The sequence below is a fragment of the Streptomyces canus 299MFChir4.1 genome (genome assembly GCF_000383615.1).
GTDB classification, from domain to species: domain Bacteria; phylum Actinomycetota; class Actinomycetes; order Streptomycetales; family Streptomycetaceae; genus Streptomyces; species Streptomyces canus_C.
In genome coordinates this window covers 564,726-588,635 of sequence record NZ_KB911584.1, presented here as the reverse complement: position 1 = coordinate 588,635, position 23,910 = coordinate 564,726, and the positions used below count along the sequence as shown (strand labels likewise).

24 protein-coding genes and 1 pseudogene are annotated in these 23,910 nt (G+C 71.7%); 14 read left to right on the top strand and 11 right to left on the bottom strand.

Annotated elements, in window-relative coordinates; genetic code table 11:
* Positions 1 to 10: 10 nt before the first annotated feature.
* From H293_RS0110770 to H293_RS0110755, 4 genes are all read left to right on the top strand, one after another.
* Complete coding sequence (locus tag H293_RS0110770) at positions 11 to 1,153, top strand: pseudouridine synthase (protein ID WP_020117884.1); 1,143 nt, start codon at positions 11 to 13, stop codon at positions 1,151 to 1,153.
* 293 nt (positions 1,154 to 1,446) lie between these two features.
* The gene (locus tag H293_RS0110765) at positions 1,447 to 1,980 is read left to right on the top strand and encodes a TIGR03086 family metal-binding protein (protein WP_020117883.1); all 534 of its coding nucleotides are present in this window, start codon (positions 1,447 to 1,449) and stop codon (positions 1,978 to 1,980) included.
* 78 nt (positions 1,981 to 2,058) lie between these two features.
* Entirely contained in the window at positions 2,059 to 2,775 is a 717-nt protein-coding gene (locus tag H293_RS0110760) for an NUDIX hydrolase (protein WP_020117882.1), read from the top strand.
* The gene (locus H293_RS0110755; protein WP_020117881.1) at positions 2,772 to 3,788 is read left to right on the top strand and encodes an ADP-ribosylglycohydrolase family protein; all 1,017 of its coding nucleotides are present in this window, start codon (positions 2,772 to 2,774) and stop codon (positions 3,786 to 3,788) included. Before H293_RS0110760 ends, H293_RS0110755 begins: the two co-directional genes overlap by 4 nt.
* 51 nt (positions 3,789 to 3,839) lie before the next feature.
* Here the strand turns inward: H293_RS0110755 and H293_RS0110750 are convergent, their stop codons facing one another.
* The 4 genes from H293_RS0110750 to H293_RS0110735 are packed head-to-tail and all read right to left on the bottom strand — an operon-like array spanning position 3,840 to position 6,065.
* Entirely contained in the window at positions 3,840 to 4,337 is a 498-nt protein-coding gene (locus H293_RS0110750; RefSeq protein ID WP_020117880.1) for a GNAT family N-acetyltransferase, read from the bottom strand.
* Positions 4,338 to 4,376: 39 nt separating this feature from the next.
* Positions 4,377 to 4,784, bottom strand: a complete 408-nt coding sequence (locus tag H293_RS0110745) for a Rieske (2Fe-2S) protein (RefSeq protein WP_020117879.1) — start codon at positions 4,782 to 4,784, stop codon at positions 4,377 to 4,379.
* Positions 4,781 to 5,362 (bottom strand): DUF6529 family protein, encoded by a 582-nt coding sequence (locus tag H293_RS0110740; protein WP_020117878.1) that lies wholly within the window; start codon positions 5,360 to 5,362, stop codon positions 4,781 to 4,783. Before H293_RS0110740 ends, H293_RS0110745 begins: the two co-directional genes overlap by 4 nt.
* 22 nt (positions 5,363 to 5,384) lie before the next feature.
* The gene (locus H293_RS0110735) at positions 5,385 to 6,065 is read right to left on the bottom strand and encodes a hypothetical protein (protein WP_020117877.1); all 681 of its coding nucleotides are present in this window, start codon (positions 6,063 to 6,065) and stop codon (positions 5,385 to 5,387) included.
* 234 nt (positions 6,066 to 6,299) lie between these two features.
* Between H293_RS0110735 and aroH the strand changes: the two genes are divergently transcribed.
* The 5 genes from aroH (at position 6,300) to der (ending at position 10,803) form a co-directional block, all read left to right on the top strand.
* The gene (aroH, locus tag H293_RS0110730; protein ID WP_020117876.1) at positions 6,300 to 6,662 is read left to right on the top strand and encodes a chorismate mutase; all 363 of its coding nucleotides are present in this window, start codon (positions 6,300 to 6,302) and stop codon (positions 6,660 to 6,662) included.
* Positions 6,659 to 7,744, top strand: coding sequence for a prephenate dehydrogenase (locus H293_RS0110725; RefSeq protein ID WP_020117875.1), 1,086 nt, complete (start codon positions 6,659 to 6,661; stop codon positions 7,742 to 7,744). Before aroH ends, H293_RS0110725 begins: the two co-directional genes overlap by 4 nt.
* Before the next feature lie 145 nt (positions 7,745 to 7,889).
* Positions 7,890 to 8,576, top strand: coding sequence for a (d)CMP kinase (cmk, locus tag H293_RS0110720; protein WP_020117874.1), 687 nt, complete (start codon positions 7,890 to 7,892; stop codon positions 8,574 to 8,576).
* Positions 8,534 to 9,247, top strand: coding sequence for a lysophospholipid acyltransferase family protein (locus H293_RS0110715; protein ID WP_106968286.1), 714 nt, complete (start codon positions 8,534 to 8,536; stop codon positions 9,245 to 9,247). Before cmk ends, H293_RS0110715 begins: the two co-directional genes overlap by 43 nt.
* A gap of 77 nt (positions 9,248 to 9,324) precedes the next feature.
* Positions 9,325 to 10,803 carry a ribosome biogenesis GTPase Der gene (gene der / locus H293_RS0110710; RefSeq protein WP_020117872.1) on the top strand — a complete coding sequence of 493 codons (1,479 nt, stop codon included), beginning with the start codon at positions 9,325 to 9,327 and terminating at the stop codon, positions 10,801 to 10,803.
* A gap of 51 nt (positions 10,804 to 10,854) precedes the next feature.
* On the opposite strand, the gene H293_RS0110705 is transcribed toward der, so the two are convergent.
* Both H293_RS0110705 and H293_RS0110700 read right to left on the bottom strand, forming a co-directional pair.
* Positions 10,855 to 11,178, bottom strand: a complete 324-nt coding sequence (locus H293_RS0110705; protein ID WP_020117871.1) for a hypothetical protein — start codon at positions 11,176 to 11,178, stop codon at positions 10,855 to 10,857.
* A gap of 92 nt (positions 11,179 to 11,270) precedes the next feature.
* Entirely contained in the window at positions 11,271 to 12,053 is a 783-nt protein-coding gene (locus tag H293_RS0110700; protein WP_020117870.1) for a hypothetical protein, read from the bottom strand.
* Positions 12,054 to 12,557: 504 nt separating this feature from the next.
* Between H293_RS0110700 and H293_RS0110695 the strand changes: the two genes are divergently transcribed.
* Complete coding sequence (locus H293_RS0110695) at positions 12,558 to 13,202, top strand: LysM peptidoglycan-binding domain-containing protein (protein ID WP_020117869.1); 645 nt, start codon at positions 12,558 to 12,560, stop codon at positions 13,200 to 13,202.
* 36 nt (positions 13,203 to 13,238) lie between these two features.
* On the opposite strand, the gene H293_RS0110690 is transcribed toward H293_RS0110695, so the two are convergent.
* The 3 genes from H293_RS0110690 to H293_RS0110680 are packed head-to-tail and all read right to left on the bottom strand — an operon-like array spanning position 13,239 to position 17,025.
* The gene (locus H293_RS0110690; protein WP_020117868.1) at positions 13,239 to 13,898 is read right to left on the bottom strand and encodes an ATP-binding cassette domain-containing protein; all 660 of its coding nucleotides are present in this window, start codon (positions 13,896 to 13,898) and stop codon (positions 13,239 to 13,241) included.
* Positions 13,895 to 16,549 carry an ABC transporter permease subunit gene (locus H293_RS0110685; RefSeq protein ID WP_028807734.1) on the bottom strand — a complete coding sequence of 885 codons (2,655 nt, stop codon included), beginning with the start codon at positions 16,547 to 16,549 and terminating at the stop codon, positions 13,895 to 13,897. The genes H293_RS0110690 and H293_RS0110685 overlap by 4 nt, the downstream gene beginning before the upstream one ends.
* Complete coding sequence (locus H293_RS0110680) at positions 16,549 to 17,025, bottom strand: hypothetical protein (RefSeq protein WP_020117867.1); 477 nt, start codon at positions 17,023 to 17,025, stop codon at positions 16,549 to 16,551. Before H293_RS0110680 ends, H293_RS0110685 begins: the two co-directional genes overlap by 1 nt.
* A gap of 123 nt (positions 17,026 to 17,148) precedes the next feature.
* On the opposite strand from H293_RS0110680, the gene H293_RS0110675 reads away from it, so the two are divergent.
* The 3 genes from H293_RS0110675 (at position 17,149) to H293_RS0110665 (ending at position 19,832) form a co-directional block, all read left to right on the top strand.
* Positions 17,149 to 17,697, top strand: coding sequence for an MTB12 C-terminal domain-containing protein (locus H293_RS0110675; protein WP_259294448.1), 549 nt, complete (start codon positions 17,149 to 17,151; stop codon positions 17,695 to 17,697).
* Entirely contained in the window at positions 17,666 to 18,958 is a 1,293-nt protein-coding gene (locus tag H293_RS0110670) for an ABC transporter substrate-binding protein (protein ID WP_020117865.1), read from the top strand. Before H293_RS0110675 ends, H293_RS0110670 begins: the two co-directional genes overlap by 32 nt.
* Before the next feature lie 70 nt (positions 18,959 to 19,028).
* Positions 19,029 to 19,832, top strand: a complete 804-nt coding sequence (locus tag H293_RS0110665) for a hypothetical protein (RefSeq protein ID WP_020117864.1) — start codon at positions 19,029 to 19,031, stop codon at positions 19,830 to 19,832.
* Here the strand turns inward: H293_RS0110665 and H293_RS0110660 are convergent.
* Entirely contained in the window at positions 19,821 to 20,975 is a 1,155-nt protein-coding gene (locus H293_RS0110660) for an epoxide hydrolase family protein (protein ID WP_020117863.1), read from the bottom strand. The two genes, H293_RS0110665 and H293_RS0110660, sit on opposite strands and share 12 nt — an antisense overlap.
* Positions 20,976 to 21,037: 62 nt before the next feature.
* Here H293_RS0110660 and H293_RS54670 point away from each other — a divergent pair, with 62 nt between their 5' ends.
* Positions 21,038 to 22,126, top strand: a complete 1,089-nt coding sequence (locus H293_RS54670) for a helix-turn-helix transcriptional regulator (RefSeq protein WP_106968298.1) — start codon at positions 21,038 to 21,040, stop codon at positions 22,124 to 22,126.
* Here H293_RS54670 and ctaD read toward each other — a convergent pair.
* Positions 22,125 to 23,696, bottom strand: a pseudogene (ctaD, locus tag H293_RS0110650) (aa3-type cytochrome oxidase subunit I); the annotation flags it as partial. The gene H293_RS54670 and the pseudogene ctaD overlap by 2 nt on opposite strands.
* Positions 23,697 to 23,910 lie beyond the last annotated feature (214 nt).

Below are 23,910 nucleotides of genomic sequence, written 5' to 3'. Positions count from 1 at the left end.
CGGAAACTTGATGCGAAGCAGCAGCGGCAGGAACAGCAGCGGAAACAACGGCGGGAGCCGTGGTGGCAACAGCGGCGGCCGCGGCGGCAGCAGCGGTGGTCGCGGCGGGAGCACCGGTGGTCGCGGTAACTACCGCGGCGCCGGCAACGACCGCGACGACAAGCAGGGCGGCCGGCCGAAGAAGCCCCGTCCCGAGGAGCGCCGCTACGACGTGGGCCCCGGCGGCACCCACGAAGGACCGAAGTCCGGGCGCGGTGCCTCCGCGCGCGGTGGCGCCAAGGGCGGCCCCAAGCAGGGACAGGGCACCGGGCGCGGCCGTTCCGTGCCGGCGACCTCCCGTGAGTACGAGGCGCGGGCCGAGGAGCGCAACCGGGAGCGGTACGCCGGCAAGAAGGACGTGAAGCTTCCGAAGACCTTCCCGGGCGCCGAGCAGGAGGGCGAGCGGCTCCAGAAGATCCTCGCGCGCGCGGGCTACGGCTCGCGGCGGGCCTGCGAGGAGCTCATCGAGCAGGCCCGGGTCGAGGTCAACGGCGAGATCGTGCTGGAGCAGGGCAAGCGGGTCGACCCGGAGAAGGACGAGGTCAAGGTCGACGGCCTGACGGTGGCGACGCAGTCGTACCAGTTCTTCTCGCTGAACAAGCCCGCCGGTGTGGTCTCGACGATGGAGGACAACGAGGGCCGGCAGTGCCTCGGCGACTACGTCACCAACCGTGAGACGCGGCTCTTCCACGTGGGGCGGCTCGACACCGAGACCGAGGGTGTGATCCTGCTCACCAACCACGGCGAGCTGGCCCACCGGCTGACCCACCCCAAGTACGGCGTGAAGAAGGTCTACCTCGCGCACATCGTGGGCCCGATCCCGCGCGACCTGGGCAAGCAGCTCAAGGACGGCATCCAGCTGGAGGACGGGTACGCGAAGGCGGACCACTTCCGGGTCGTCGAGCAGACCGGCAAGAACTACCTTGTCGAGGTCACGCTCCACGAGGGGCGCAAGCACATCGTCCGCCGGATGCTCGCCGAGGCGGGCTTCCCGGTCGACAAGCTGGTGCGGGTCGCCTTCGGGCCGATCACCCTGGGCGACCAGAAGTCGGGCTGGCTGCGGCGGCTGTCCAACACCGAGGTCGGCATGCTGATGAAGGAAGTCGACCTGTAGTCCCTCCACGCGTGTGTGTGCGGCCGGTTCCGGAATCCTCCGGGGCCGGCCGATGCGTTTTCGCCCTGCCCCTGGTCTGTATCCGTGACGGAGGGAACGGAGGGCATGGGGATGGATGCGAGGAACGGAAACCGCGGCGGGACGTGTCCGGCAGCGCTGGAGGGCCGTGTGCGGCCTTCACGGCCCGTCGGGCTCCCAGGGGTCCAGGAGGCGACTGCTAGGCCATTGAGGGGCTGTTGCGGCGGCCCGGTGGGGGCAGGCCCGGCGACGGCACGCCGGGCCCAGGTGCTGTCATGAGCGCGGGGGAGTTGTTGGAACGCTCGCTCGCCTACGCGCTGGGCAGCGTGGCGGGGGCGCAGCGCGTGGGCCTCGGCACGGGCACGCCGTGCCCCGAGTGGGATCTGGGCGAGCTGCTGGAGCATCTCGACGACTCGCTGGACGCGCTGTACGAGGGGCTCGGCGGCGGGCGGATCGGGCTGCTCCCGCACGTCGACCGGGTCTGCGGCTTCCGCACACGCGCGTGTGCCGTGCTCGGTGCCTGGGCCGCCGGGCCGCCCGAGGGGGTGCTGGTGGGTGAACGCCCGCTGGACGTGCGGGTGATGGCCGCCGTCGGCGCCGTCGAGATCGCCGTGCACGGGTGGGACGTGTCCCGGTCCCGCGGTCGGCCGCGGCCCATTCCGGAGGGCCTCGCGGCCGAACTCCTGTCCGTCGCCCAGTGCGTGGTGGGGGAGGAGGACCGGGGCGTGCGGTTCGGCGCGCCGGTCGCCGTGCCGTCCGGCGCACCCGCCGGGACACGGCTCCTCGCCTTCCTGGGGCGGCGCTGCTAGGGGCTTGTCGAACACCCCCGCCCCCTTTATAGTCGTAGTGACTATTAGTCATGCTGACCATAAAGGGGGCGGGCGCGAGTGGACTACGACAAGTACGCCCACGAACCCTTCGCCGTCACCGTCGACCTCGCCGTCCTCACCATCGCCGAAGGCGCCCTGCACGCGCTGCTCGTGGAGCGTGGCCAGGAGCCGTACGCCGGACACTGGGCGCTGCCCGGGGGGTTCGTGCACCCGGACGAGTCCGCGGAGACGGCGGCCCGGCGCGAACTCGCCGAGGAGACCGGCCTGTCGGACCTCTCCGGGCTGCATCTGGAGCAGCTGCGGACCTACAGCGAGCCCGACCGCGACCCCCGGATGCGGGTGGTCTCCGTCGCGTTCGCCGCACTGCTGCCCGACCCGCCCGAGCCGCACGGCGGCAGCGACGCGGCCGAGGCCCGCTGGGTGCCGTACGACAAGGCGGGACCGCTCGCCTTCGACCACGACCGCATCCTGGCCGACGCCCATGAACGCGTCGGCGCCAAGCTCGAGTACACCTGCCTCGCCACCGCCTTCTGCCCGCCCGAGTTCACCCTGGGCGAGCTCCAGCAGGTGTACGAGACCGTGTGGGGCACCGTCCTGGACCGGCCCAACTTCCGCCGCAAGGTGCTCGCCACGCCCGGCTTCGTCGAGGCCGTCCCCGGCGCCGCGCGGCTGACCGGAGGCCGCGGCAAACCGGCGGCGCTCTACCGCGCGGGACCGGCCGCCACCCTGCATCCCCCTCTCCTCCGACCGTCCCCGGAAGGACGCCCCGCATGACCATGATCCTGACCAAACGCGCCGCCACCGGCACTCTCGTCGGCCTCGCTCTCGGGGACGCCCTCGGCTTCCCGACCGAGTTCAATGACGTGCCGTCGATCCTCGCCAAGTGCGGGCCGTGGCGGGAGATGGAGCTGCGCACGCCGGCCGTCGTCAGCGACGACACACAGATGACCCTGGCGGTGGGCAGAGGGCTGCGGGCGGCCATGGACCGGGGAGTGCTCGGGCCCGAGATGGCGGAGCCGGTCCGGCGGGAGTTCATCGCGTGGAACCGCTCCCCGGAGAACAACCGCGCCCCCGGCAACACCTGCCTGAGGGCCTGCGACCTGCTGGAGCGCACGGATCTGCCCTGGCAGCACGCCAGCCAGATCAACTCCAAGGGCTGCGGCGCCAACATGCGCGTCGCCCCCGTCGGACTCGTCCCCGGACTGAGCGGCGAACAACGCGCGGGCGCCGCCCAGTTGCAGGCCGCGCTCACCCACGGCCACCCGACGGGGCTCGCCGCCTCCGACCTCACCGCGCGTGCCGTACGGCTGCTCGCCCAGGGCACCGCGCCGGGCGATCTGGTCGGGCAGCTGCGGTCGTACGCGCTGGTGAACCGGGGCCAGTACCACGAGCGTTGGCTCGGCGACCTGTGGACGCGGAGTCAGGACCCGACACCCGGGCAGTTCATCGCGCGCGGCTGGGACGAGTGCCTCGCTGTCCTCGACCGGCTCGACGACGCCGTGCGCACCGCCTCGCCGGAGGAGGACCCGTGCCTGGCCACCGGGGCGGGCTGGATCGCCGAAGAGGCCCTGGCGACCGGGCTGTTGTGCTTCCTGCAGTTCCCGGAGGAGCCGCTGACGGCCCTGCGGCGGGCCGCGTGCAGCTCCGGCGACTCCGACTCGATCGCCTGCCTGACGGGCGCCTTCGCGGGCGCCCACCTGGGAGCGGAGGCGTGGCCGGTCGAGTGGGCCGACCGGATCGAGTACGGCAGTGAACTGGTGACGCTCGGGGCGCTCTGGGACTCCTGAGGCCTCAGCCGGTGGACCGGGCCGGCCGGTGACCGGTCAAGCCGGTGCGGGCTACCGCCGGAGTGCCAGATCGCGCTGGTACCAGGTGCCCGGCTTGCCGCCGAGCTCTGCCGGATCGGCCGGACCGACCGGGAGGAACCCGGCCTTGAGCAGAACCTTCCGGGACGCGACGTTCTCGTGGGCGGTCGCCGCCCGCAGGGTGCGCAGTCCGTACCGCGCCGCCGACTCGCACAGCTCCAGGACGGTCGCGGTCGCCGTGCCGCGGCCGGCCACCTGCTGCGCGACCCGGTAGCCGAGTACGGCACAACCGTCCTCAAGGTCGTACAGATTGAACCGGCCCAGCACCGAGCCGTCCTCGGCGACCAGCACATGGAAAACGCAGATGCCGGCCTCCTGCTCGGCCAGCAGGGCGCTGAACCGGTCCGCGAACCGGTCGAAGTAGTCGTCACCGCGGTCGGCGACCGAGGCGGCGAAGTACGCGCGGTTCGCCAGCTCGAACGCCAGGACCGCCGGGGCATGGCCGGCACGCAGCAGTTTCAGCTCGGGCACCGCCCGACTCTAACCGGACGGTGCGCCGAGGCCGGTGCCCTAGACGAGCTCGATCGAGTCCCCGCTGACCTTGATCTGCTTCTCGGGCAGCGGCTTGCTGGCCGGCGGGTTGGCCACCGAGCCGTCCGTGATGTGGAACTTGCTGCCGTGGCACGGGCAGTTGATGGTGCCGCCGGAGACACTGGTCACCTGGCAGCCCTGGTGGGTGCAGATGTCCGAGAAGGCCTTGAACTCGCCCTTCTTCGGCTGGGTGACGACGACCTTCTCGTCCTTGAAGATCTTCCCGCCGCCGACCGGGATGTCGCTCGTCTTCGCCAGTTCGGTGTCGGCCTTGACCGAACTGGACCCGGAGTCGCTGTTCTCGTTGCCGTACTCGCTGCAGCCGACGGTCAGCGTGGCCGCGCCCGTCGCGAGAAGGATCGTGCGCCGCGTCGGGCTCTGCGTCATGTCGTGACTCCGAAGGTGCGGAAGAACCAGAGGGCGGAGGTCAGCCAGAGGATCGTGAGCGCGCTGAAGACGAGCCCGCCGACGATCGGCAGCAACCACCCGGGAAGTCGCTCCGAGCGGAGCAGCAGCATCTTGGCACTGAACACACCGAAGAAGAAGCAACCCAGAAGCGAGTGCCACAGAACGCGTGATTCGTACGACTGGAAGCCCAGCGCGTACAGGCAGTGCACCGCGACCGGCACCGCGACGAGGAACGCCACCCGGCCGGACCAGCGGTGCGCGGTGGCGGACCAACGCGGGCCCGGCAGCTTGCCGTACACCATCAGGGCCGAGACGAGCTGCACGAGCGCGAAGAAGAACGCGACCGTCGCGAGCCATGACTTCACCGCGCCGGTGCTGCTGAAGCCGGCGAGGTTGAAGGCCGTCCCCGCCGGGTCGTGGACCTTGCCGTAGACGCCCAGGGCGACCGCCACCGCGGCGGCGACCAGGGCCGGGATCAGATAGCGGGCCGCTCCGGGGCGGCGCTCGGGTTCGGGCGGGGGCCAGCTCTGGGTGGCCGCGTTCGGGTCGACGGTCATGATCGGCTCCCTCGGGAGGAGGTCAGGGGGTTACCGGGCGGGCCGTGAGCTGCTGTCCGTCGACCGTCACCGCACCGGTCTCGGGGTCGATCTCCGGTGCGGGGGAAGGCTTGCCGTCGCGCTTGAGGATGCCGACCTGCTCGCCGTCGGGCAGGACGATCCAGCCGCCTTCGATCCTCGCGCCGGCCACCGTGCTGTTCGCCCGGTAGAGCCCGGACGACTTGTTCGTCCTGCCGATGGTGAAGGCGTAACTCCCGCTGCCGACGTGGGCCGTGCCGCGGATCTCCTTGGTCCCCTTCACCTTGCCGTCCAGGCTCGCGCCGCCCTTTCCGGTAAGCCGCAGGCTGCCGTCGTCCTTCACGTCGCCCTGGAGCCACGATTCGATGTTGTGGCCGTCGCAGACGTACGCGATCGCCTTGTCGTCGCGCACCGTGATCGCGACCGCGGAGGAGTCGTCGTCGGTACGGCCCGTGTAGACGCCCCCGGGCACCGGAGTGCGGGCCGGGGAGGGGTTGGCCGGCGCGGACGTCCGTGCCGGCGGGGTGCCCGGTGACGCCTTGGTGCTGGGCGACGGGTTCCCGGATGACGGCGGCTTCACGTACGACGACGTGGACTTCTCTCCCGTGGTGGCGTTGAGCGAGAGCATGAACAGGCCGACCAGCAATCCCGCGAGCAGGGTCAGCAACGGTCCGGAACGCTTCATGAAATGGGGCCTCCCCCGAGGCGAGTTTCCTGCCATCAGAGCGGACCCGGGGTCCCGCGTCCAGAGGCGCACGGGCGTGTTTTCGCTCCTGGTAGCAAAACTGGGACATTCGGGTGACATCGGTACGGTCCGGGGAGGCCGTCTCAGGAGGCGGGCGCCCCGCACCCGCCCGACACCGGCTGACTAGGCTGGTCGTCCAAAGAGCCGGGTTGTACATCAGCGAGGAGCAATGCCGTGGCGGTACGAGCGGTCCGGGGTGCGGTCCAACTCGAACAGGACGAGGCCGGCCACATGGACGAGCAGGTCGGGGCGCTGCTCACCGCCATCATGGAGCGGAACGAGCTGACCGCGGACGACCTGATCAGCATCTGGTTCACGGCCACGCCCGACCTGCACAGCGACTTCCCGGCGGCCGCGGCCCGCAAGCTCGGCATCGTCGACGTACCGCTGATCTGCGCGCAGGAACTGGACATCGAGGGCGCCATGCCCCGGGTCGTCCGGGTGCTCGCGCACATCGAGTCCGACCGGCCCCGCGCCGACATCGCCCACGTCTACCTCGGCGCCGCGGGCGCCCTGCGCAAGGACATCGCCCAGTGAGGACCGCACTCGTCATCGGGACCGGGCTGATCGGGACCTCCGCCGCGCTGGCGCTCGCGGGGCGGGGCGTCACCGTCCACCTCGCCGACCACGACCCCGAGCAGGCCCGCACGGCCGCCGCGCTCGGCGCGGGCACGGACGAGGCGCCCGAGGGGCCGGTGGACCTCGCGATCGTCGCCGCGCCGCCCGCGCACGTGGCCGGAGTGCTGGCGGACGCGATGCGGCGGGGGGCGGCCCGCGGGTACGTCGACGTGGCCAGCGTGAAGGGCGGGCCGCGGCGGGAGCTGGAGGGGCTGGGACTCGACCTCTCCTCGTACATCGGTACGCATCCGATGTCCGGGCGGGAGAAGTCCGGGCCGCTGGCCGCCTCCGGGGACCTCTTCGAGGGGCGGCCCTGGGTGCTGACGCCCACCCGGGACACCGACACCGAGGTGCTGAACCTCGCGCTGGAGCTGGTCTCGCACTGCCGCGCCGTACCGGTGGTCATGGACGCCGACGCCCACGACCGTGCTGTGGCGCTCGTCTCGCACATGCCCCATCTGGTCTCCAGCATGGTCGCCGCGCGGCTCGAGCACGCCGCGGAGGCCGCCGTACGGCTGTGCGGCCAGGGGATCCGGGACGTGACCCGGATCGCCGGGTCCGATCCCGGAATGTGGATCGACATCCTCTCCGCGAACCCGGGTCCGGTGGCTGATCTGCTCACCGACGTCGCCGCGGACCTGGAGGAGACCGTGCGTGCGCTGCGGGCGCTCCAGTCCTCGGACGAGGCGAAGCGGGGCGAGGGCACGTCCGGGATCGAGGACATGCTGCGGCGGGGGAACGCCGGGCAGGTGCGGGTGCCGGGGAAGCACGGGTCCGCTCCTCGGGTGTACGAGGTCGTGGCCGTGCTCATCGACGACCAGCCCGGGCAGCTCGCCCGGATCTTCGCGGACGCGGGGCGGGCCGGGGTCAACATCGAGGACGTGCGGATCGAGCACGCGACGGGGCAGCAGGCCGGTCTGGTGCAGCTGATGGTGGAGCCGTCGGCCGCACCCGTGCTGGCGGCCTCGTTGCGGGAGCGAGGCTGGGCCATTCGGCAGTAGGGTCCCGCGCCGCCGCCCCCGCACGGCCCGGACCGGCGCCGACCGGGCACGCGTCCGGACGAGTGACGCGCACCCAGTAACCTGGTGCGGGGCACAGTCGCGCCCCCACACCACTCGCCAGACCGCACCCGAAAGGTGTCCCCCCGTGGAAAACGGCGCCGCCCAGCCCGTGATTGTCGCCATCGACGGCCCCGCAGGCACGGGCAAGTCGAGCACCTCGAAGGCTGTCGCCGCGCAGCTGGGGCTGAGCTACCTGGACACCGGGGCCCAGTACCGGGCGATCACCTGGTGGATGGTGACCAACGGGATCGACATCGACGACCCGACCGCGATCGCCGCCGTGGCGGGCAAGGCGGAGATCGTCTCCGGCACCGACCCGGAGAACCCGACGATCACGGTGGACGGGACGGACGTGTCCGGACCGATCCGGAGCCAGGAGGTCACCTCCAGGGTCAGCGCCGTGAGCGCCGTTCCCGAGGTGCGGGCCCGGATCACCGAGCTGCAGCGGTCCCTGGCCGCCTCGGCCGAGAAGGGGATCGTCGTCGAGGGCCGGGACATCGGTACGACCGTGCTGCCGGACGCCGACCTCAAGGTCTTCCTCACCGCCTCGCCGGAGGCCCGCGCCGCCCGCCGCAGCGGCGAGCTCAAGAGCACCGACATACAGGCCACCCGCGAGGCACTGATCAAGCGGGACGCGGTCGACTCCAGCCGCAAGACCTCGCCGCTCGCCAAGGCGGACGACGCGGTCGAGGTGGACACCACCGAGCTCACCCTCGCGCAGGTCATCGAGTGCGTCGTCACCCTCGTCGAGGAGAAGCGGGTCGGGAAGTGAGCACGGACTCCTCCGGCAGGGCTGCCGGTACGGCTCCTTCGGAGCGGGGCGCCGACGTCGGGCGCCGGATCGGCGTCGGGCTGATGTACGGGCTGTGGAAGCCGCGCGTGCTCGGCGCCTGGCGGATGCCCGCGACCGGTCCCGCGATCCTCGCCGTCAACCACTCCCACAACATCGACGGCCCGATGGTCATGGGCGTGTCACCCCGGCCGACGCACTTCCTGATCAAGAAGGAGGCGTTCGTCGGGCCGCTGGATCCCTTCCTGACCGCCATCGGGCAGGTCAAGGTCGACCGCTCCGGCGCCGACCGCGGGGCGATCACCCGGGCACTAGACGTCCTCAAGGCCGGCGGGGTCCTCGGTATCTTTCCGGAGGGCACCCGGGGCGAGGGCGACTTCGCCTCCCTGCGGGCCGGGCTCGCGTACTTCGCGGTGCGCAGCGGGGCGCCGGTCGTGCCGGTGGCGGTGCTGGGAAGCTCCGAGAGGCCGGGACGGTTGATAAAGGGGCTGCCGCCGCTGCGCACCCGGGTCGACGTCGTCTTCGGCGACCCCTTCGACGCGGGCGACGGCAGCGGACGGCGGACACGCAAGGCGCTCGACGAGGCGACCGAGCGCATCCAGAAGCAGCTCAGCGCCCACCTGGAAAACGCCAGGCGCCTGACCGGGCGCTAGGCGACACTGAGTAGTGGATCACACCGGCGGAAAACCGGGGATCCACCGATCACCACGATGAACGAGGTACGGACTTCATGAACGACCACATCCACTCCGAGGGCTCGGGCGAGGAGCACGACCACGGGGCGCTTGGCGATGCCGAGTACGCGGAGTTCATGGAGCTCGCCGCGGAAGAGGGCTTCGACCCCGAGGACGTCGAGGGTGCCATCGAGGCGGCCGGACACGGTCCGCTGCCCGTGCTCGCCGTCGTCGGCCGTCCGAATGTCGGCAAGTCGACTCTGGTGAACCGCATCATCGGGCGCCGCGAGGCCGTCGTCGAGGACAAGCCCGGCGTCACCCGCGACCGCGTCACCTACGAGGCCGAGTGGGCGGGGCGCCGCTTCAAGGTCGTCGACACCGGCGGCTGGGAGCAGGATGTCCTCGGTATCGACGCCTCCGTGGCCGCGCAGGCCGAGTACGCGATCGAGGCCGCCGACGCCGTCGTGTTCGTCGTGGACGCCAAGGTGGGTGCCACCGACACCGACGAGGCGGTCGTACGACTGCTGCGCAAGGCCGGCAAGCCCGTGGTGCTGGCCGCCAACAAGGTGGACGGCCTGAGCGGCGAGTCCGACGCGGCGTACCTGTGGTCCCTGGGGCTCGGCGAGCCGCATCCGGTCTCCGCGCTGCACGGCCGGGGGACCGGCGACATGCTGGACGCCGTCCTGGAGGCGCTGCCGGAGGCGCCGCAGCAGACCTTCGGCACCGCGATCGGCGGTCCGCGCCGGATCGCCCTCATCGGCCGTCCGAACGTCGGCAAGTCCTCGCTGCTGAACAAGGTGGCCGGCGAGGAGCGGGTCGTCGTCAACGAGATGGCCGGCACCACCCGTGACCCGGTCGACGAGCTGATCGAACTCGGCGGAGTCACCTGGAAGTTCGTCGACACGGCCGGTATCCGCAAGCGGGTCCACCTCCAGCAGGGCGCCGACTACTACGCCTCGCTGCGTACCGCCGCCGCCGTCGAGAAGGCCGAGGTGGCGGTCATCCTGATCGACGGCTCCGAGTCCATCTCGGTCCAGGACCAGCGGATCGTCACGATGGCCGTCGAGGCGGGCCGCGCGATCGTCCTCGCCTACAACAAGTGGGACACCCTCGACGAGGAGCGCCGCTACTACCTGGAGCGGGAGATCGAGACCGAGCTCGGCCAGGTCGCCTGGGCGCCGCGGGTGAACGTCTCGGCGAAGACCGGCCGTCACATGGAGAAGCTGGTCCCCGCGATCGAGACGGCTCTGGCGGGCTGGGAGACGCGGGTCCCGACCGGGCGCCTCAACGCCTTCCTCGGCGAGCTGGTCGCCGCCCACCCGCACCCGATCCGGGGCGGCAAGCAGCCGCGGATCCTCTTCGGCACCCAGGCCGGCACCAAGCCGCCGCGGTTCGTGCTCTTCGCCTCCGGGTTCATCGAGGCGGGCTACCGGCGCTTCATCGAGCGCCGGCTGCGCGAGGAGTTCGGGTTCGACGGCACCCCGATCCACATCTCGGTGCGGGTGCGCGAGAAGCGCGGCGCGAAGAAGAAGTGACGTACGCATGAGGAAGGGCGGCCCCCGCCGGGGGCCGCCCTTCCTCATGTCTCAGTTCCCTTTGCGCGGACCGGGTGGCAGCGCCGCCGGGACGTGCTGCATCCCGGTTTGCTGCTGCCCGACGTGTCCCACCCGCTGCCACTGCGACTGCTGGCGGGCACTGAACGCCCCCGCGCTGTAGGCGCTGTACGCGCTGCTGAACGAGCCCAAGGCGTGTGGGATGTTCCCGAACGCGGTGAAGCCCAGCTCCTCCTCGCCGCTGCGGTCGCCCGGCAGCGAACGGAAGGTCTTGACGTACTCGGCGTAGAGCGCGTCGTAGATCGGCGTGGCCGATGGTCCGCCGGGAAACCGGCGCGGAGCGTCGTATGGGTGCACGTATGTCCAAACGACACCGGGGACCCCGGGGATGCGGTCCGGCGTGATCCTTCAGTCGGTCTCCACGTCCGCGCGCTTCACGTCCGCGCGCTTCACGTCCCCGCGAGAGGCATCGCGGCCGCGACCAACTTCCCGTTCGCCGCCGCCTTGTCCAGCGCGTCCCGCAGCAGGTCCTCGCGGGGCTGCCGTCCGATGGACCCCACCGGTGCGGCGAACATCAGCACCTGCTGGTGCTTGTTGGCGGCCGCCCGCCAGCTCTCCGTGACCTGGAGCGGCTGGTGCGCCTGCCACCAGGCAACCGGCTGCCCGCCGTTCGCCGACGGCTGGAGCACCGCGTGCAGCTGCCCCACCGCCAGCAGCACCGACCATCCGTGCAGCACGGGCGGCACCAACTCGATCGCCGTCAGCGGCATGAACCCCTGCTCGATCAGCAGCGGCAGGAAGTCGTCGCCGCGTCCCGTCGCGCCCGGCCGCGCGATCGGCCCGGTCGGCTCCACGACCAGCGCCGGGTGCAACTCCCCGGCGATCAGGACGAGTCCGCTGGTCACCCCGAGCACCGCCTGCTCGGGTACGACCTTGTCCGGGTCCAGGTCGACGGTGTCGCCGGTGATGGACTTCACCGCTCCCCTGAGCTGCTCCTCGGTGACCTGCACGACCTGGGAGGGCAGGCAGGTGGCGTGGGCGAAGGCCAGCACGGCGGTCTCGTCGCCGATGAACAGGACGGTGCTGGTGCGCTCCTGTTCGGAGTCGCCCTGGGTGCGGCAGGACGTGCAGTCGTAGCCGCCGGGGGCGTTCTCTCCGGCGAGCAGCCGGTCGGCTTCTTCGTCGCCGATCTCAGCGCGTACCTCGTCGCTGACGTCGAGCATGCGCGGCACGGGTGGCTCCCTCGGATGTGGTGCCCGGGTGGGTCCCGGGCTCATGAAGAAGACAACGGGTGATCTGTGGCGGGAGTCACGCCCCAGGGCGAACGGAATCGAACCGAACACCGCGCAGGGTCACCTGGGGTGCGGAATCGGGCACTCAGTGTCAAGTGCATGGATATCAAAGGAAGTTGGTTGCGTGAAGTGGGTCACAGGTTACTGGCAGGACTGGTCGACAAATCAGGAAATCAATGAATGAAGTGGGTGACCGGAAATCGACGATACCCGCGGTAACGGCTAACTGGCCTGGAGCGACGAGGAGTTGGTTGCTGACGCCTCCACAGGCTCTCTACATTCCTCCGCCGTGTGCAGCGAGCACCGCTCGGGAACGTCCGCCGACGCACGAAGCCAGCACCACGCACCACCTTCCGGCGGACGGGGCGGAGCGCGACCACCCGGCCCCTGCGCCGGAAGCGCGCCCCGCCTTGGGGGACCCCGAGTCCTTCGAGAGGGAACTACATGTCCGAATGTGCCGATACCACGCGCGACAACGCTCGTAAGACCCGAACCACCGTGGCCCTCGCCGGGGCCGCCCTGCTCGCGCCCCTCGGACTGCTGGCCGCGGCCGGCAACTCGGTGGCGGCGGACGGCGGAGTGTGGGACCGCATCGCCCAGTGCGAGAGCGGCGGGAACTGGCACGTCAACACCGGGAACGGCTACTACGGAGGACTCCAGTTCTCCGCCGGCACCTGGCGCGCGTACGGCGGTACGGCCTACGCGGCCACCGCCGACCAGGCCACCAAGTCCCAGCAGATCGCGGTCGCCACCAAGGTCCAGGGCGCCCAGGGCTGGGGCGCCTGGCCGACCTGCTCGGCACGCGCCGGAGCGTACGGCGGCGCGCCCGCCGCCTCCTCCGGCTCGGCGGTCACCTCGTCCAAGACGACCAAGGCCGCTCCTGCCGAGCCGGCCAGGACCCCGACCCGTTCGGAGAACCACGCCGACCGCAGCGCCTCCCGCGGCGACTACACCGTCCGCCCCGGCGACACGCTGAGCAAGGTCGCCGCCCGGCACGGGACCACCTGGCAGAAGCTCTACGCCGTCAACAAGGACGTCATCGGCGCCGATCCCGACATGATCGTGCCCGGGCAGCGCCTCGACATCTGACAGCTGTCCGCTGACGGCTGGAGGCGTACGGGGCGGTCAGGCTCGCCCCGTACGCAGCTCCGCCGCCTCCCCGCTGAACACGACCTCACCGCGCCGCAGTTCGTACACGATCGTCGTCCGGTCCTGCAGCGCGGGAGGGAGCCGCTGCTCGGCCACGACCACGCACGCGTCCAGCCCGGCGAGGAGTTCGTATGTGCGGACCGCGACCGTGGGGGACATGCCCTGCGCGGGTTCGTCGACGAGAACCACGCGCGCGCGTGCCAGAAGCGCGCGGGAGAGGGCGAGCATGCGCTGCTCACCGCCGGAGAGGGTGCCGGCGCGGCGGGGCAGCAGGGCGGCCAGCTGCGGGTAGGCGTCCAGCGCCGGATCAGGGGCGGGGGCGGCGAGTTCGAGGTTCTCGCGGACGGTGAGGGACCCGAACACCGCCCGGCGCTCGGGGACCAGGCACAGACCGCGGCGAGCCCGCTCGTACGCCGGTACGCGGGTCACGTCGGTGCCGTCCCACACCACGCAGCCGTCGGTGAGCGGCACTGTTCCGGCCAGGGCGCGCAACGCCGTCGTACGGCCGGAGCCGTTGCGGCCCAGCAGGACGGTCAGGCCGGGGCCCGGGGCGCTGAGGGTGATGCCGTGCAGGACCTCCAGCGGGCCGTAGCGCACGCGCGCGTGGCGCAGGGAGACGGCGGTCTTCGGTGTCATACGGCGGTCTCCCGGGCGTCGAGCGTGTCCAGCACGTGGGCCGGGGGGCCGGAGGCGATGACGCGCCCCCCTGTCATGACGTGCACGACGTCCGCGAGGTCGGCGACCAGGTCGAGGTCGTGCTCGACGACGAGGAGGGCGGTGCCGTCCGCCGCGAGGGCCCTGAGGACGCGGGCCAGGGCGGTGACCTCGGCGGTGTCCAGACCGGCGGCGGGTTCGTCGAGGAGCAGGACGCTCGGAGAGCCGGCGAGTGCTCTGGCGAGTTCCACCCGGCGGAGGGTGCCGGTGGGGAGGCCGGCGGCGGGGGCGTGTCGGAGGGGGCCGTTCAGATCGAACAGTCTCAGTGCGCGGTCCGTCGCTGTCGGGTCCGGGATGTGGCCCTGTTCCGCGCCCACCTGGACGTTCTCGGCCACCGTCAAGGTCGGGAAGACGGCGAGTTGCTGGAAGGTGCGGGCGATGCCGAGGCGGGTGCGGGCGTGGGGGGACAGGTGGGTGATGTCTCGGTCGCCGTAGCGGACTTGGCCCTGGGAGGGGCGGAGGGTTCCCGCGAGGCAGTGGAAGAGGGTGGACTTCCCTGCTCCGTTGGGGCCGATGATCGCGGTGATTCTTCCGGGGTGGATGGTGAGGTCGACTCCGGCGAGGGCGGTGAAGCCGTCGTAGCGGGCGTGGAGGTCATGGGTGGTGAGAACTGCCCGCCCTTCGGCCGGGGTCGTGTTCCCACCCGCACCACCGGTGCGGGGTTCGTGGCCGGGTGCGGGCTTGGGCGTGGAGGTGTACGTGGACGTGGGTGCACGGAGGGATGTGCGCAGGCGTTGTCCCACCTCGGCTCCCAGCGGGGTCAGAACGGCCGGCCTGCTCGGCCTCAGTCGCCCCGCCACCGTCCGCACCGCCTCGTACGGCCCCCCGGGAAAGCGGCCCACCAGCACCGCCAGCACCCCGATCAGCGCCGCCGCCACCCCACCCCGGGCCCCCGCGTCCAGGCCGACCAGCAGAGCCGCCGCTCCGAGAGCACCCAGGGTGCTGTCGGCGCCCAGGACGACGACCGCGGCGAACCAGAGCAGGCCGCGGACGGGGTCGTAGGCGGTCGGGTCGAAGGCGCGCAGGCCCATGCCGAGCATTCCGCCGCCCAGGGCGGCCAACGCGGCGCCCGCGACGAAGGCGAGGAGCTTCAGGGCGGGGACCCGGACGCCCGCCGCCGAGGCTCCGGACTCGTGGTCGCGCAGGGCGGCCAGGGCCCGGCCCGTGCGGCCTCTGCGCAGCGCGTGGGTCGCCAGCAGGGCGAGGGCCAGCAGGGCCAGCTCCAGGACGTAATACGCGCGGTCGCCGTCGAAACCCTCGGGACGGTCCAGGGACAGGCCGGAGGTGGCGTAGGGCTGGGCGAAGACGAAGCGGCTCACGCCGACGCCGACCGCGAAGGTCGCGAGGGCCAGTGCCAGGCCCCGGCGGGTGATCGCCGGCCAGCCGGTCAGGAGGCCCAGGGGAGCCACCAGGACCACCGCCAGAGCCAGCGCCGCCAGTTCCGGCAGGCGGGGCAGGCCCGGGAAGCGGCCCGCCGCCAGCAGGGCCGTGAACAGGGCGCCCAGGCCCGCGTAGGCCGCTTGGCCGAGGGAGATCTGGCCGCCCCGGCCCGTCACGACCACCAGGGAGAGCAGCACCACGCCCAGCGCCGGGACCTGCACCGAGGTGTGCAGGTCCGAACCCGCGAAGCCCAACGGGAGCAGGAACAGCACCACCGCGACGATCCACGCGCCCTGAGGGGTCGGCACGCGCGCGGTGGCCGTGCGCGGGAGCGCGTCCCGGGCGCCGACGCCGGGGAGTGCCAAGGACGCGATCAGCAGGGCCACGACGAACAGGTTCGCCCCCACCGCTTGGAGCAGCGGTTCGCCCCAGCCCGAGGGGTGCAGTCTCGTCAGCTGGCTCTGTCCGACCCCGATGGCCAGCGCCACCAGCACCGCCACCGGCAGGCTGCGCATCCGCGCGGCCACCGCGACCGCCACCACCTCCATGACGAGCAGGGGCAGCCCGTACGGGTCCAGGCGCACGTAAGGGGCCAGCAGGACGCCCGTCAGGCCCGCCGTGAACGACCCGAACGCCCAGCCGGCCGCCGCCACCCGGTCGGCGTCGATCCCGCCGAGCACGGCCAGCCCGCGGTCGTCCACGACGGCCCGCAGCTCCCGCCCGAAGCGCGTCCAGCGGATCACCGCGCCCACACCCGCGGCCAGCACCAGGGCGACCGCCAGCTGTCCCCACGGGTCCGCCGACACCAGCTCCGGGACGTCGTCCCGGGCGCCCTGGCCCCACAGCAGCGCGGCCCCGCCCACCAGCAGCACGAAGACGCCGAGGGAGGCCACCAGGGTCTGGGCCGGATCGCCGCCCAGGACGGACAGGGGCCGGAAGACGAAACGCTCCAGCAGCACGCCGAGGGCCGGTGCCAGGAGCAGCAGGGTCACCGCGGCCCCGGCCCACAGCGGCCAGCCCCACTCGACCACGCACTGCCGCAGCACGTACGCGCACACCATGGCGATCGCCCCGTGCGCGAAGTTCAGCACCCCGGTCGCGCGGTACGTCACGATCAGGCCGATTCCGGTGAGCGCGGCCGCACTGCCGACCGACAACCCGGCGAGGGTCAGGTCGTAGGTCAGCGACGACATCAGTCGGTTTCCTCGACGGGCTCGCAGATCGGGCAGGGTCCCAGCTCACCGCTCGCCAGGAGCTTGGCGTCCACCGGGATCGACTCGACCTTCCCGGCGACCAGCGGGCAGTCCGCGCGGTGCCAGAGGGTGCCGCCGGGCACCATCAGCAGGTCCCCGCTGACCGCCAGGGGCGCGTCGGCCGCCGTGCCGGACTCCTCGGCCCCGGTGGGCTCCGCGGCGACCAGGAGGCCGTACAGCTCCTCCACACGCGCGGCGGCGAGCGCGCCCCGGCCGTGGGTGAGGAGCACCGCCCCGGCGACGATCAACGCGGCCCCGGGCACCGTGCAGGAGGCGAGGTAGGGCAGCTGCCGCTCGGCGTAGAGCTCGCCCGCCACGCCGTACCAGCCGAGGACGCAGAGCACCGCGCCCGCGGCGAGCGCGGCCCAGCCGGCCCACAGGACGGGGTGCACGGTCCGCAGTCGGGCTGTCCGCATCTCTGGCTCCCACATGTCGCATGCCTGTCCATGTAAGCCAATCGCTTGCACTATGCCTTCTTGAAGCTGACCCTGAAAGCACCGGGCGCACGTGGCCCGGACCGACACCCGGTGGTGAGCCAGATGGTTCTCGGGAGCGACCGCACGTGGGGGAACGGCAGCCGGGGGCTGATGGCGGTGGGGTTCGCCCTCGTCGTGGCCCTCTCGGCGTGCAGCGACGACAGCGGCGGCGGCAGCGAGAGCCCGCCGCCGACGCCGTCCGTGGAGCGGACCACGCCTTCGGCGGCACCGTCACCGAGCGGACCCGCCGACGCGGCGGCCGCCCGGCGGGAGATCAGGACGAACTGGGAGAAGTTCTTCGACCCGAAGACCTCCACCAAGGACAAGCAGGCCGTCCTGGAGAACGGCGACGAGATGGGGCCGGTGCTCCAGGCCTTCAGCGGTGACCAGCGCGGCGGACAGGTGCAGGCGAAGGTGACCAAGGTCGGGTTCACCAAGCCGACCGCGGCCGACGTGACGTACACCCTGATGCTGAACGGTGCCACCGCCCTGCCGGACGCCTCGGGTACGGCCGTCGAACAGGACGGCACCTGGAAGGTGTCGGTCAACACCTTGTGCGCGCTCGTGCAGTTGAGCGGCAATGCCACGGCCTCGGCTCTTCCGGGCTGCTGAGGCCGCCCTCGCGGTCCTGCTGCTCGTGTTGGGCACGGCGTGCGGCAGCCGGCTGCCGGAGAGCGACTTCGAGCACCGGGAGCGGGCGAGCCCCACTCAGGACAGCACCCCGATCCGCGTCGGCATCGTCACCAGCGCCACCAGCCCGGTCGGCGGCAGCGCCTTCACCGGCCCGCGCGACGGCGCCAAGGCGTACTTCGAGCGCCTCAACGCGCGCGGAGGCCTCGACGGCCGCCGGATCGAGGTGCGCGAGTGCGACGACGGGGGCAGCGGCGTCGGCAACAACACCTGTGTGCACCGGCTGATCGACGAGGACAAAGTGGTCGCCCTGGTCGCCACCACCGTCCTCGACTACGCGGGAGCCTCCCGTGTCTCCCACGCGCGCGTGCCCGACATCGGCGGCCAGCCCATTGGCGCCGCCTACGACACCTGGCCGCACCTCTACGGAATCTACGGCAGCCTCGCGCCCCGGGACGGCACGACCGGCTGGGACGGCAGGCAGTACGGCGGCACCGAGGTCTACCGCTACTTCAAGCGCGAGCACGGAGCCCGTACGGCGGCCGTCGTGTCGTACAACCAGGCCGCCTCCGCCGCCTACGCCCGGCTCGTCGAGCAGGGGCTGAAGGCCGAGGGCTACAAGGTCGTCACCGAGCAGGTCGACTTCGCGCTGCCCAACTTCCGTGCCGTCGCGGCCGACCTGAAGGAACAGGGCGCCGACCTGGTCTTCGACGCCGTCGACAGCCACGGCAACGCCCAGCTGTGCGAGGCGATGGACAAGGCCGGCGTCGAGGTCACCGCCAAGGTCACCAACGTGCAGAACTGGGCCTCCACCGTCCAGGACGACTACAAGGACGCCCCGCACTGCCGCAACGCCCTGTGGGCCACCGGGTCCAGCCGGAACTACGAGGACGTCGGCAACGCGGCCGTGCGCGAGTTCGGGGACGCCACCAAGGGCCTCAGGACGCATTCCCAGTGGCAGCTGGAGGGCTGGGCGGCCGCGAAGTGGTTCACGGACGCCGCGAAGTCGTGTGCCCCACAAGGCGTCACGCGCGCGTGCGTCGACGCCCGCATGGACCACAGTCAGGACTACACCGCGGACGGCCTGCTCGTCCCCGTCCGGTTCGAGCGGCTGGCCGAGCCGCCGAGGTCCCGGAGAACCTGTCTCTCGGTGGCCCGCTGGCAGGACGGCCGGGGCTGGGTCTCCCAGGGCGACATGGACCGCACGTGCTTCGACGTTCCGCAACTGCCGTATCAGCAGTGAGTCACCGCACGCACGCAACCAATGGGGGTGTCCGACGGTCTGACAGGGCACCATGAACCACGGGAGGACCATGCCCGCCGGGCAGGGCGTACAACTGCGCGCCGACTGTGTCGCCGACTCCGCGGGCGGACTGACCTTCGACGTCACCGCCGGCGGGGCGTGCGGGACGGCCCACCTGGTGCTGCGCCGGCGTGACGGCGACGAGGAAGTGGGACTGCCGCTGGCCCCGGCCGCCGACGGAAGGCTGCGCGCCGCTCTGCCCAGCACGGTCGCCCTGCCCGAGGGCCGCTGGGACGCGTACGCGTGCGTGGCCGACGACGAGCCGCTGCGCCTCGCGCCCGGCGCCACCGACCTGCGCGCGCTCGCCGCCCGCATTCCGAGCGGCTCCCGCGGCCATGTCGCCGTCCGCATCCCCTACGCGACCCGGCAGGGCGACCTCACCGTCCGCAGCTGGCTGCGCGCCCCGCACGCCGAGGCGGGCGAGGTCCGGGTCCAGGGCGCCGGAGTGACCGTGCGCGGGCGGCTGTTCGGTACCGGGTTCGCCCCGGGCGCCTGTGCCGAGGTGGGCCCCCGGCACTCCCCGGCCGCCGCCCGTCGCATCGAAGTCGCCGTGGACGCGACCCGGTTCGGCCTCTCGGTCGGGTACGCGGCACTCGGGCCCGGGGTCTGGGACCTGTGGCTGCGGCCGCACGGCGAGAGCGGGCCGCGGGTGCGGATCGCGCGGCTGCTCGACGACGTCGCCGACAAGAAGCCCGTCTTCACCTATCCACGCGCGCGGGTGGACACGGCGTACGGCCCGGTGGAGGCCGGGCCGTACTACACGCGGGACAACGACCTGTCGGTGTCCGTCACCGCGTGCCCCTCACCGCAGTGAACCGAAGAACTCCCTGACGTCACCGGCCAGCAGCTCGGGCACCTCCAGGGCGGCGAAGTGGCCGCCGCGGTCGAACTCCGTCCAGCGGACGAGGGTGTTGGCCTGCTCGGCCCAGCGGCGGATCGCCACGTCCTCGCCGAAGTTGGCCACCGCGGTCGGCACTCCCGAGGTCTGCGTCGGGAACCAGTCCGGCACATGGCTGTTCTCGTAGTACATGCGGGCCGCGGAACCGGCGGTGCCGGTCAGCCAGTACAGCATCACGTTCGTCAGGAGCGTGTCCCGGTTGATCGCGTCCTCGGGCAGCGCGGCCGAGGAGTGCGTCCACGCCTGGAACTTCTCCATGATCCACGCCAGTTGACCGACGGGTGAGTCGGTGAGCCCGTAGGACAGGGTCTGCGGGCGGGTCGACTGGAGGGCGTTGTAGCCGAAGCCGTCCGTGGTGAACTCGGCGATGCTCGCAAGGCTCTTCCGCTCCCGGTCGGTCAGCCCCTCCCGCGCCTGCTCGTCGACCGGGCCGAGCGGGATGAAGCCGACCGAGGCGGCGTTCACATGGACGCCGACGACGGACTCCGGCGCGATCCGGGCGAGCGCGGGGGAGATCAGCGCGCCCATGTCGCCGCCCTGGGCGCCGTAGCGCTCGTAGCCGAGCCTGCGCATCAGCTCCGCCCACGCGCGGGCCACCCGGTTGACGTTCCAGCCCTTGTCGCGCGTCGGCCCGGAGAAGCCGAAGCCCGGGATGGACGGGATCACCAGATGGAAGTCCTCGCTCAGCGAGCCGATCACGCCGAGGAACTCGATCACCGACCCCGGCCAGCCGTGCGTCAGGATCAGCGGGAGCGCGTCCGGCCGGGCGGAGCGGATGTGCAGGAAGTGCACCTGGGCGCCGTCGATCTCGGTGACGAACTGCGGGAGCTCGTTGAGGGCTGCCTCGTGCTTGCGCCAGTCGTAGGCGCTCCGCCAGTACGCGGCGAGATCGCGCAGATACGGCAGGGCGGCGCCGTACTCCCAGCCGGCCTCCGGGAGCTCGTCCGGCCAGCGGGTGAGGTCCAGGCGGGTGTGCAGGTCGTCGAGCTGCGCCTGCGGGATGTCGATCCGGAAGGGGCGGATCTCACGGTTCTTCGCGGTCGCGCTGTTGTCTGCCATGAGTCCAAGGTAGGAAGGCTTGCGGACAGCTTCTGTCCGCGATGGCTGGCAGACTCGGCATCATGTTGGAGACCTCGGCACGACTTCTGCGCCTGCTCTCGCTTCTCCAGGCCCACCGCGCATGGTCAGGCGCCGACCTCGCCGACCGCCTCGGCGTCACCGCGCGCACCGTGCGCCGGGACGTGGACCGGCTGCGCGAGCTGGGCTACCCCGTCAACGCCAGCCCCGGCACCGGCGGCGGCTACCAGCTGGGCGCGGGCGCCGAGCTGCCCCCGCTGCTCCTGGACGACGACGAGGCCGTCGCGGTCGCCGTCGGCCTGCGCACGGCCGCGGGCCAGGGCATCGAGGGCATCGGCGAGACCTCGGTACGTGCCCTGTCCAAGCTGGAGCAGGTCCTGCCGAGCCGGCTGCGCCGCCGCGTGGGCGCCCTGAACGCCTTCACCGTGCCGATGCTGCGCGGTCCCCAGCCCTCCGCCGTCAACCCGGGCGTCCTCACCGAGCTCGCCGACCTCTGCCGGGACGCCGAGCGGCTGCGCTTCGAGTACAGCGACCGCCCCCAGTCTCGAACAAACTCGACCGGGGGGACCCCCATCGGCGCCGCCAGCCGCCGTACCGTCGAACCGCACCGTCTGGTGTGCAGCGAGCGGCGCTGGTACCTGGTCGCCTGGGACCTGGACCGGGACGACTGGCGGACCTTCCGCGTCGACCGGATCACCCCGAAGCCGCCGCACGGCCCCCGGTTCGCGCCGCGCACCCCGCCCGCCGAGGACCTCGCCGCCTACGTCTCGCGAGGGGTCTCCACGCGCGCGTACGCCTCGCACGCGGTCGTACGGCTGCTGGTGCCGAAGGAACGGGCCGCCGAGCGGATCTCACCGAGCGCCGGGGTCCTGGAGGCGGAGGGACCCGACAGCTGCGTCCTGCGCACCGGGGCGTCGAGCCTCGACGTGATGGTGATCCACGTGATGATGACGGGCTTCGACTTCGAGGTGCTGGAGCCGGCCGAGCTGACCGAGGCGATCAGGACGGCTCACGACCGCCTCGCTCGCTCGCTTGCTCGCTCTTCGGCTCGGGCTGCGGAGCCAGCGCCGCGTACTCCGGATGGTGCAGGTCGAACGCCGGGGACTCGGAGCGGATCCGCGGCAGGGTCGTGAAGTTGTGGCGGGGCGGCGGGCAGGAGGTGGCCCACTCCAGGGAGCGGCCGTAGCCCCAGGGGTCGTCGGTCTCCACCTTCACGCCGTACTTCGCGGTCTTCCAGACGTTGTAGAGGAACGGCAGCGTCGAGGCGCCGAGCAGGAACGCGCCGATCGTCGAGATGGTGTTCAGGGCCGTGAAGCCGTCGGCCGCGAGGTAGTCGGCGTACCGGCGGGGCATGCCCTCGGCCCCCAGCCAGTGCTGCACCAGGAACGTGGTGTGGAAGCCGACGAACAGCGTCCAGAACTGGATCTTGCCCAGCCGCTCGTCGAGCATCTTCCCGGTGAACTTCGGCCACCAGAAGTACAGCCCGCCGAAGATCGCGAAGACGACCGTGCCGAACACTACGTAGTGGAAGTGCGCCACGACGAAATAGGTGTCCGAGACGTGGAAGTCCAGCGGCGGCGAGGCCAGCAGCACCCCGGTCAGGCCGCCGAACAGGAACGTCACCAGGAAGCCGGTCGCCCACAGCATCGGCGTCTCGAAGGACAGGGAGCCCTTGATCATCGTCCCGGTCCAGTTGAAGAACTTCACGCCCGTCGGGACGGCGATCAGGAAGCTCATGAAGGAGAAGAACGGCAGCAGGACCGCGCCGGTGACGAACATGTGGTGCGCCCACACCACGATCGACAGACCGGTGATCGACATCGTCGCCGCGACCAGCGTCAGATAGCCGAAGATCGGCTTGCGGCTGAAGACCGGGATGATCTCCGTGATGATCCCGAAGAACGGCAGCGCGATGATGTAGACCTCGGGATGCCCGAAGAACCAGAACAGGTGCTGCCACAGCAGCGCCCCGCCGTTGTCCGCCTCGAAGACCTGTGAGCCGAAGCGCCGGTCGGCCTCCAGGACCAGCAGCGCGGCCGCCAGCACCGGGAACGCCAGCAGGACCAGGATCGACGTGAACAGCGTGTTCCAGGTGAAGATCGGCATCCGGAACATCGTCATTCCGGGCGCGCGCATCCCGATGATCGTGGTGATGAAGTTGACCGCGCCGAGGATCGTGCCGAAGCCGGCCAGCGCGAGGCCCATGATCCACAGGTCGGGGCCGACGCCGGGGGAGTGCGCGGAGTTGTTCAGCGGCGCGTAGGCGAACCAGCCGAAAGCGGCCGGACCGGTCGGCACCAGCAGCGATCCCATCACGATCAGGCCGCCGAACAGGAAGAACCAGTACGACAGCATGTTCAGCCGGGGGAACGCCACGTCCGGGGCGCCGATCTGGAGCGGCATCAGCTCGTTGGCGAAGCCCGCGAAGCTCGGCGTCGCGAACAGCAGCAGCATGACCGTGCCGTGCATCGTGAACAGCTGGTTGTACTGCTGGTTGTCCACGATCTGGAGCCCAGGCCGGGCGAGTTCCGCGCGCATCAGCAGCGCCATGACCCCGCCGACCAGGAAGAACAGGAACGACGTGATCAGATAGAGGTGACCGATCTTCTTGTGGTCGGTGGTGGTCAGCCAGTCCACGACCAGCCGCCCGTGCCGCTTGGTCCGCACGGGTCGTGCCGTCGCCTGCACGGTCTGCGTCCCCATCGCTCGCCCCTTCGCTCGGCTCACGCCATGATGCTCGCGCGGGCGTGCGCGGCGACAGGGGGCGTAAGGGGGTTCTGTGTCGGAACCGTGTATTTCCTATGCGGTGTCAGCCAGCGTGGCCCTGTCCGGAATCGGTGGACAAAGGGGCCCGGGCCAGTTCTCGGACAAGCCTTCTCACGGGGCATTCGCAGAAGTCGTACGACACGCGGGAATT

Bases quoted from the DNA above. Each gene is read 5' to 3' on its own strand.
- H293_RS0110770 (WP_020117884.1), top strand. From the start codon at position 11: ATGCGAAGCAGCAGCGGCAGGAACAGCAGCGGAAACAACGGCGGGAGC.
- H293_RS0110765 (WP_020117883.1), top strand. From the start codon at position 1,447: ATGAGCGCGGGGGAGTTGTTGGAACGCTCGCTCGCCTACGCGCTGGGC.
- H293_RS0110755 (WP_020117881.1), top strand. From the start codon at position 2,772: ATGACCATGATCCTGACCAAACGCGCCGCCACCGGCACTCTCGTCGGC.
- H293_RS0110745 (WP_020117879.1), bottom strand. From the start codon at position 4,784: ATGACGCAGAGCCCGACGCGGCGCACGATCCTTCTCGCGACGGGCGCG.
- H293_RS0110740 (WP_020117878.1), bottom strand. From the start codon at position 5,362: ATGACCGTCGACCCGAACGCGGCCACCCAGAGCTGGCCCCCGCCCGAA.
- H293_RS0110735 (WP_020117877.1), bottom strand. From the start codon at position 6,065: ATGAAGCGTTCCGGACCGTTGCTGACCCTGCTCGCGGGATTGCTGGTC.
- der (WP_020117872.1), top strand. From the start codon at position 9,325: ATGAACGACCACATCCACTCCGAGGGCTCGGGCGAGGAGCACGACCAC.
- H293_RS0110695 (WP_020117869.1), top strand. From the start codon at position 12,558: ATGTCCGAATGTGCCGATACCACGCGCGACAACGCTCGTAAGACCCGA.
- H293_RS0110690 (WP_020117868.1), bottom strand. From the start codon at position 13,898: ATGACACCGAAGACCGCCGTCTCCCTGCGCCACGCGCGCGTGCGCTAC.
- H293_RS0110685 (WP_028807734.1), bottom strand. From the start codon at position 16,549: ATGTCGTCGCTGACCTACGACCTGACCCTCGCCGGGTTGTCGGTCGGC.
- H293_RS0110680 (WP_020117867.1), bottom strand. From the start codon at position 17,025: ATGCGGACAGCCCGACTGCGGACCGTGCACCCCGTCCTGTGGGCCGGC.
- H293_RS0110675 (WP_259294448.1), top strand. From the start codon at position 17,149: ATGGTTCTCGGGAGCGACCGCACGTGGGGGAACGGCAGCCGGGGGCTG.
- H293_RS0110670 (WP_020117865.1), top strand. From the start codon at position 17,666: ATGCCACGGCCTCGGCTCTTCCGGGCTGCTGAGGCCGCCCTCGCGGTC.
- H293_RS0110665 (WP_020117864.1), top strand. From the start codon at position 19,029: ATGCCCGCCGGGCAGGGCGTACAACTGCGCGCCGACTGTGTCGCCGAC.
- H293_RS0110660 (WP_020117863.1), bottom strand. From the start codon at position 20,975: ATGGCAGACAACAGCGCGACCGCGAAGAACCGTGAGATCCGCCCCTTC.
- H293_RS54670 (WP_106968298.1), top strand. From the start codon at position 21,038: ATGTTGGAGACCTCGGCACGACTTCTGCGCCTGCTCTCGCTTCTCCAG.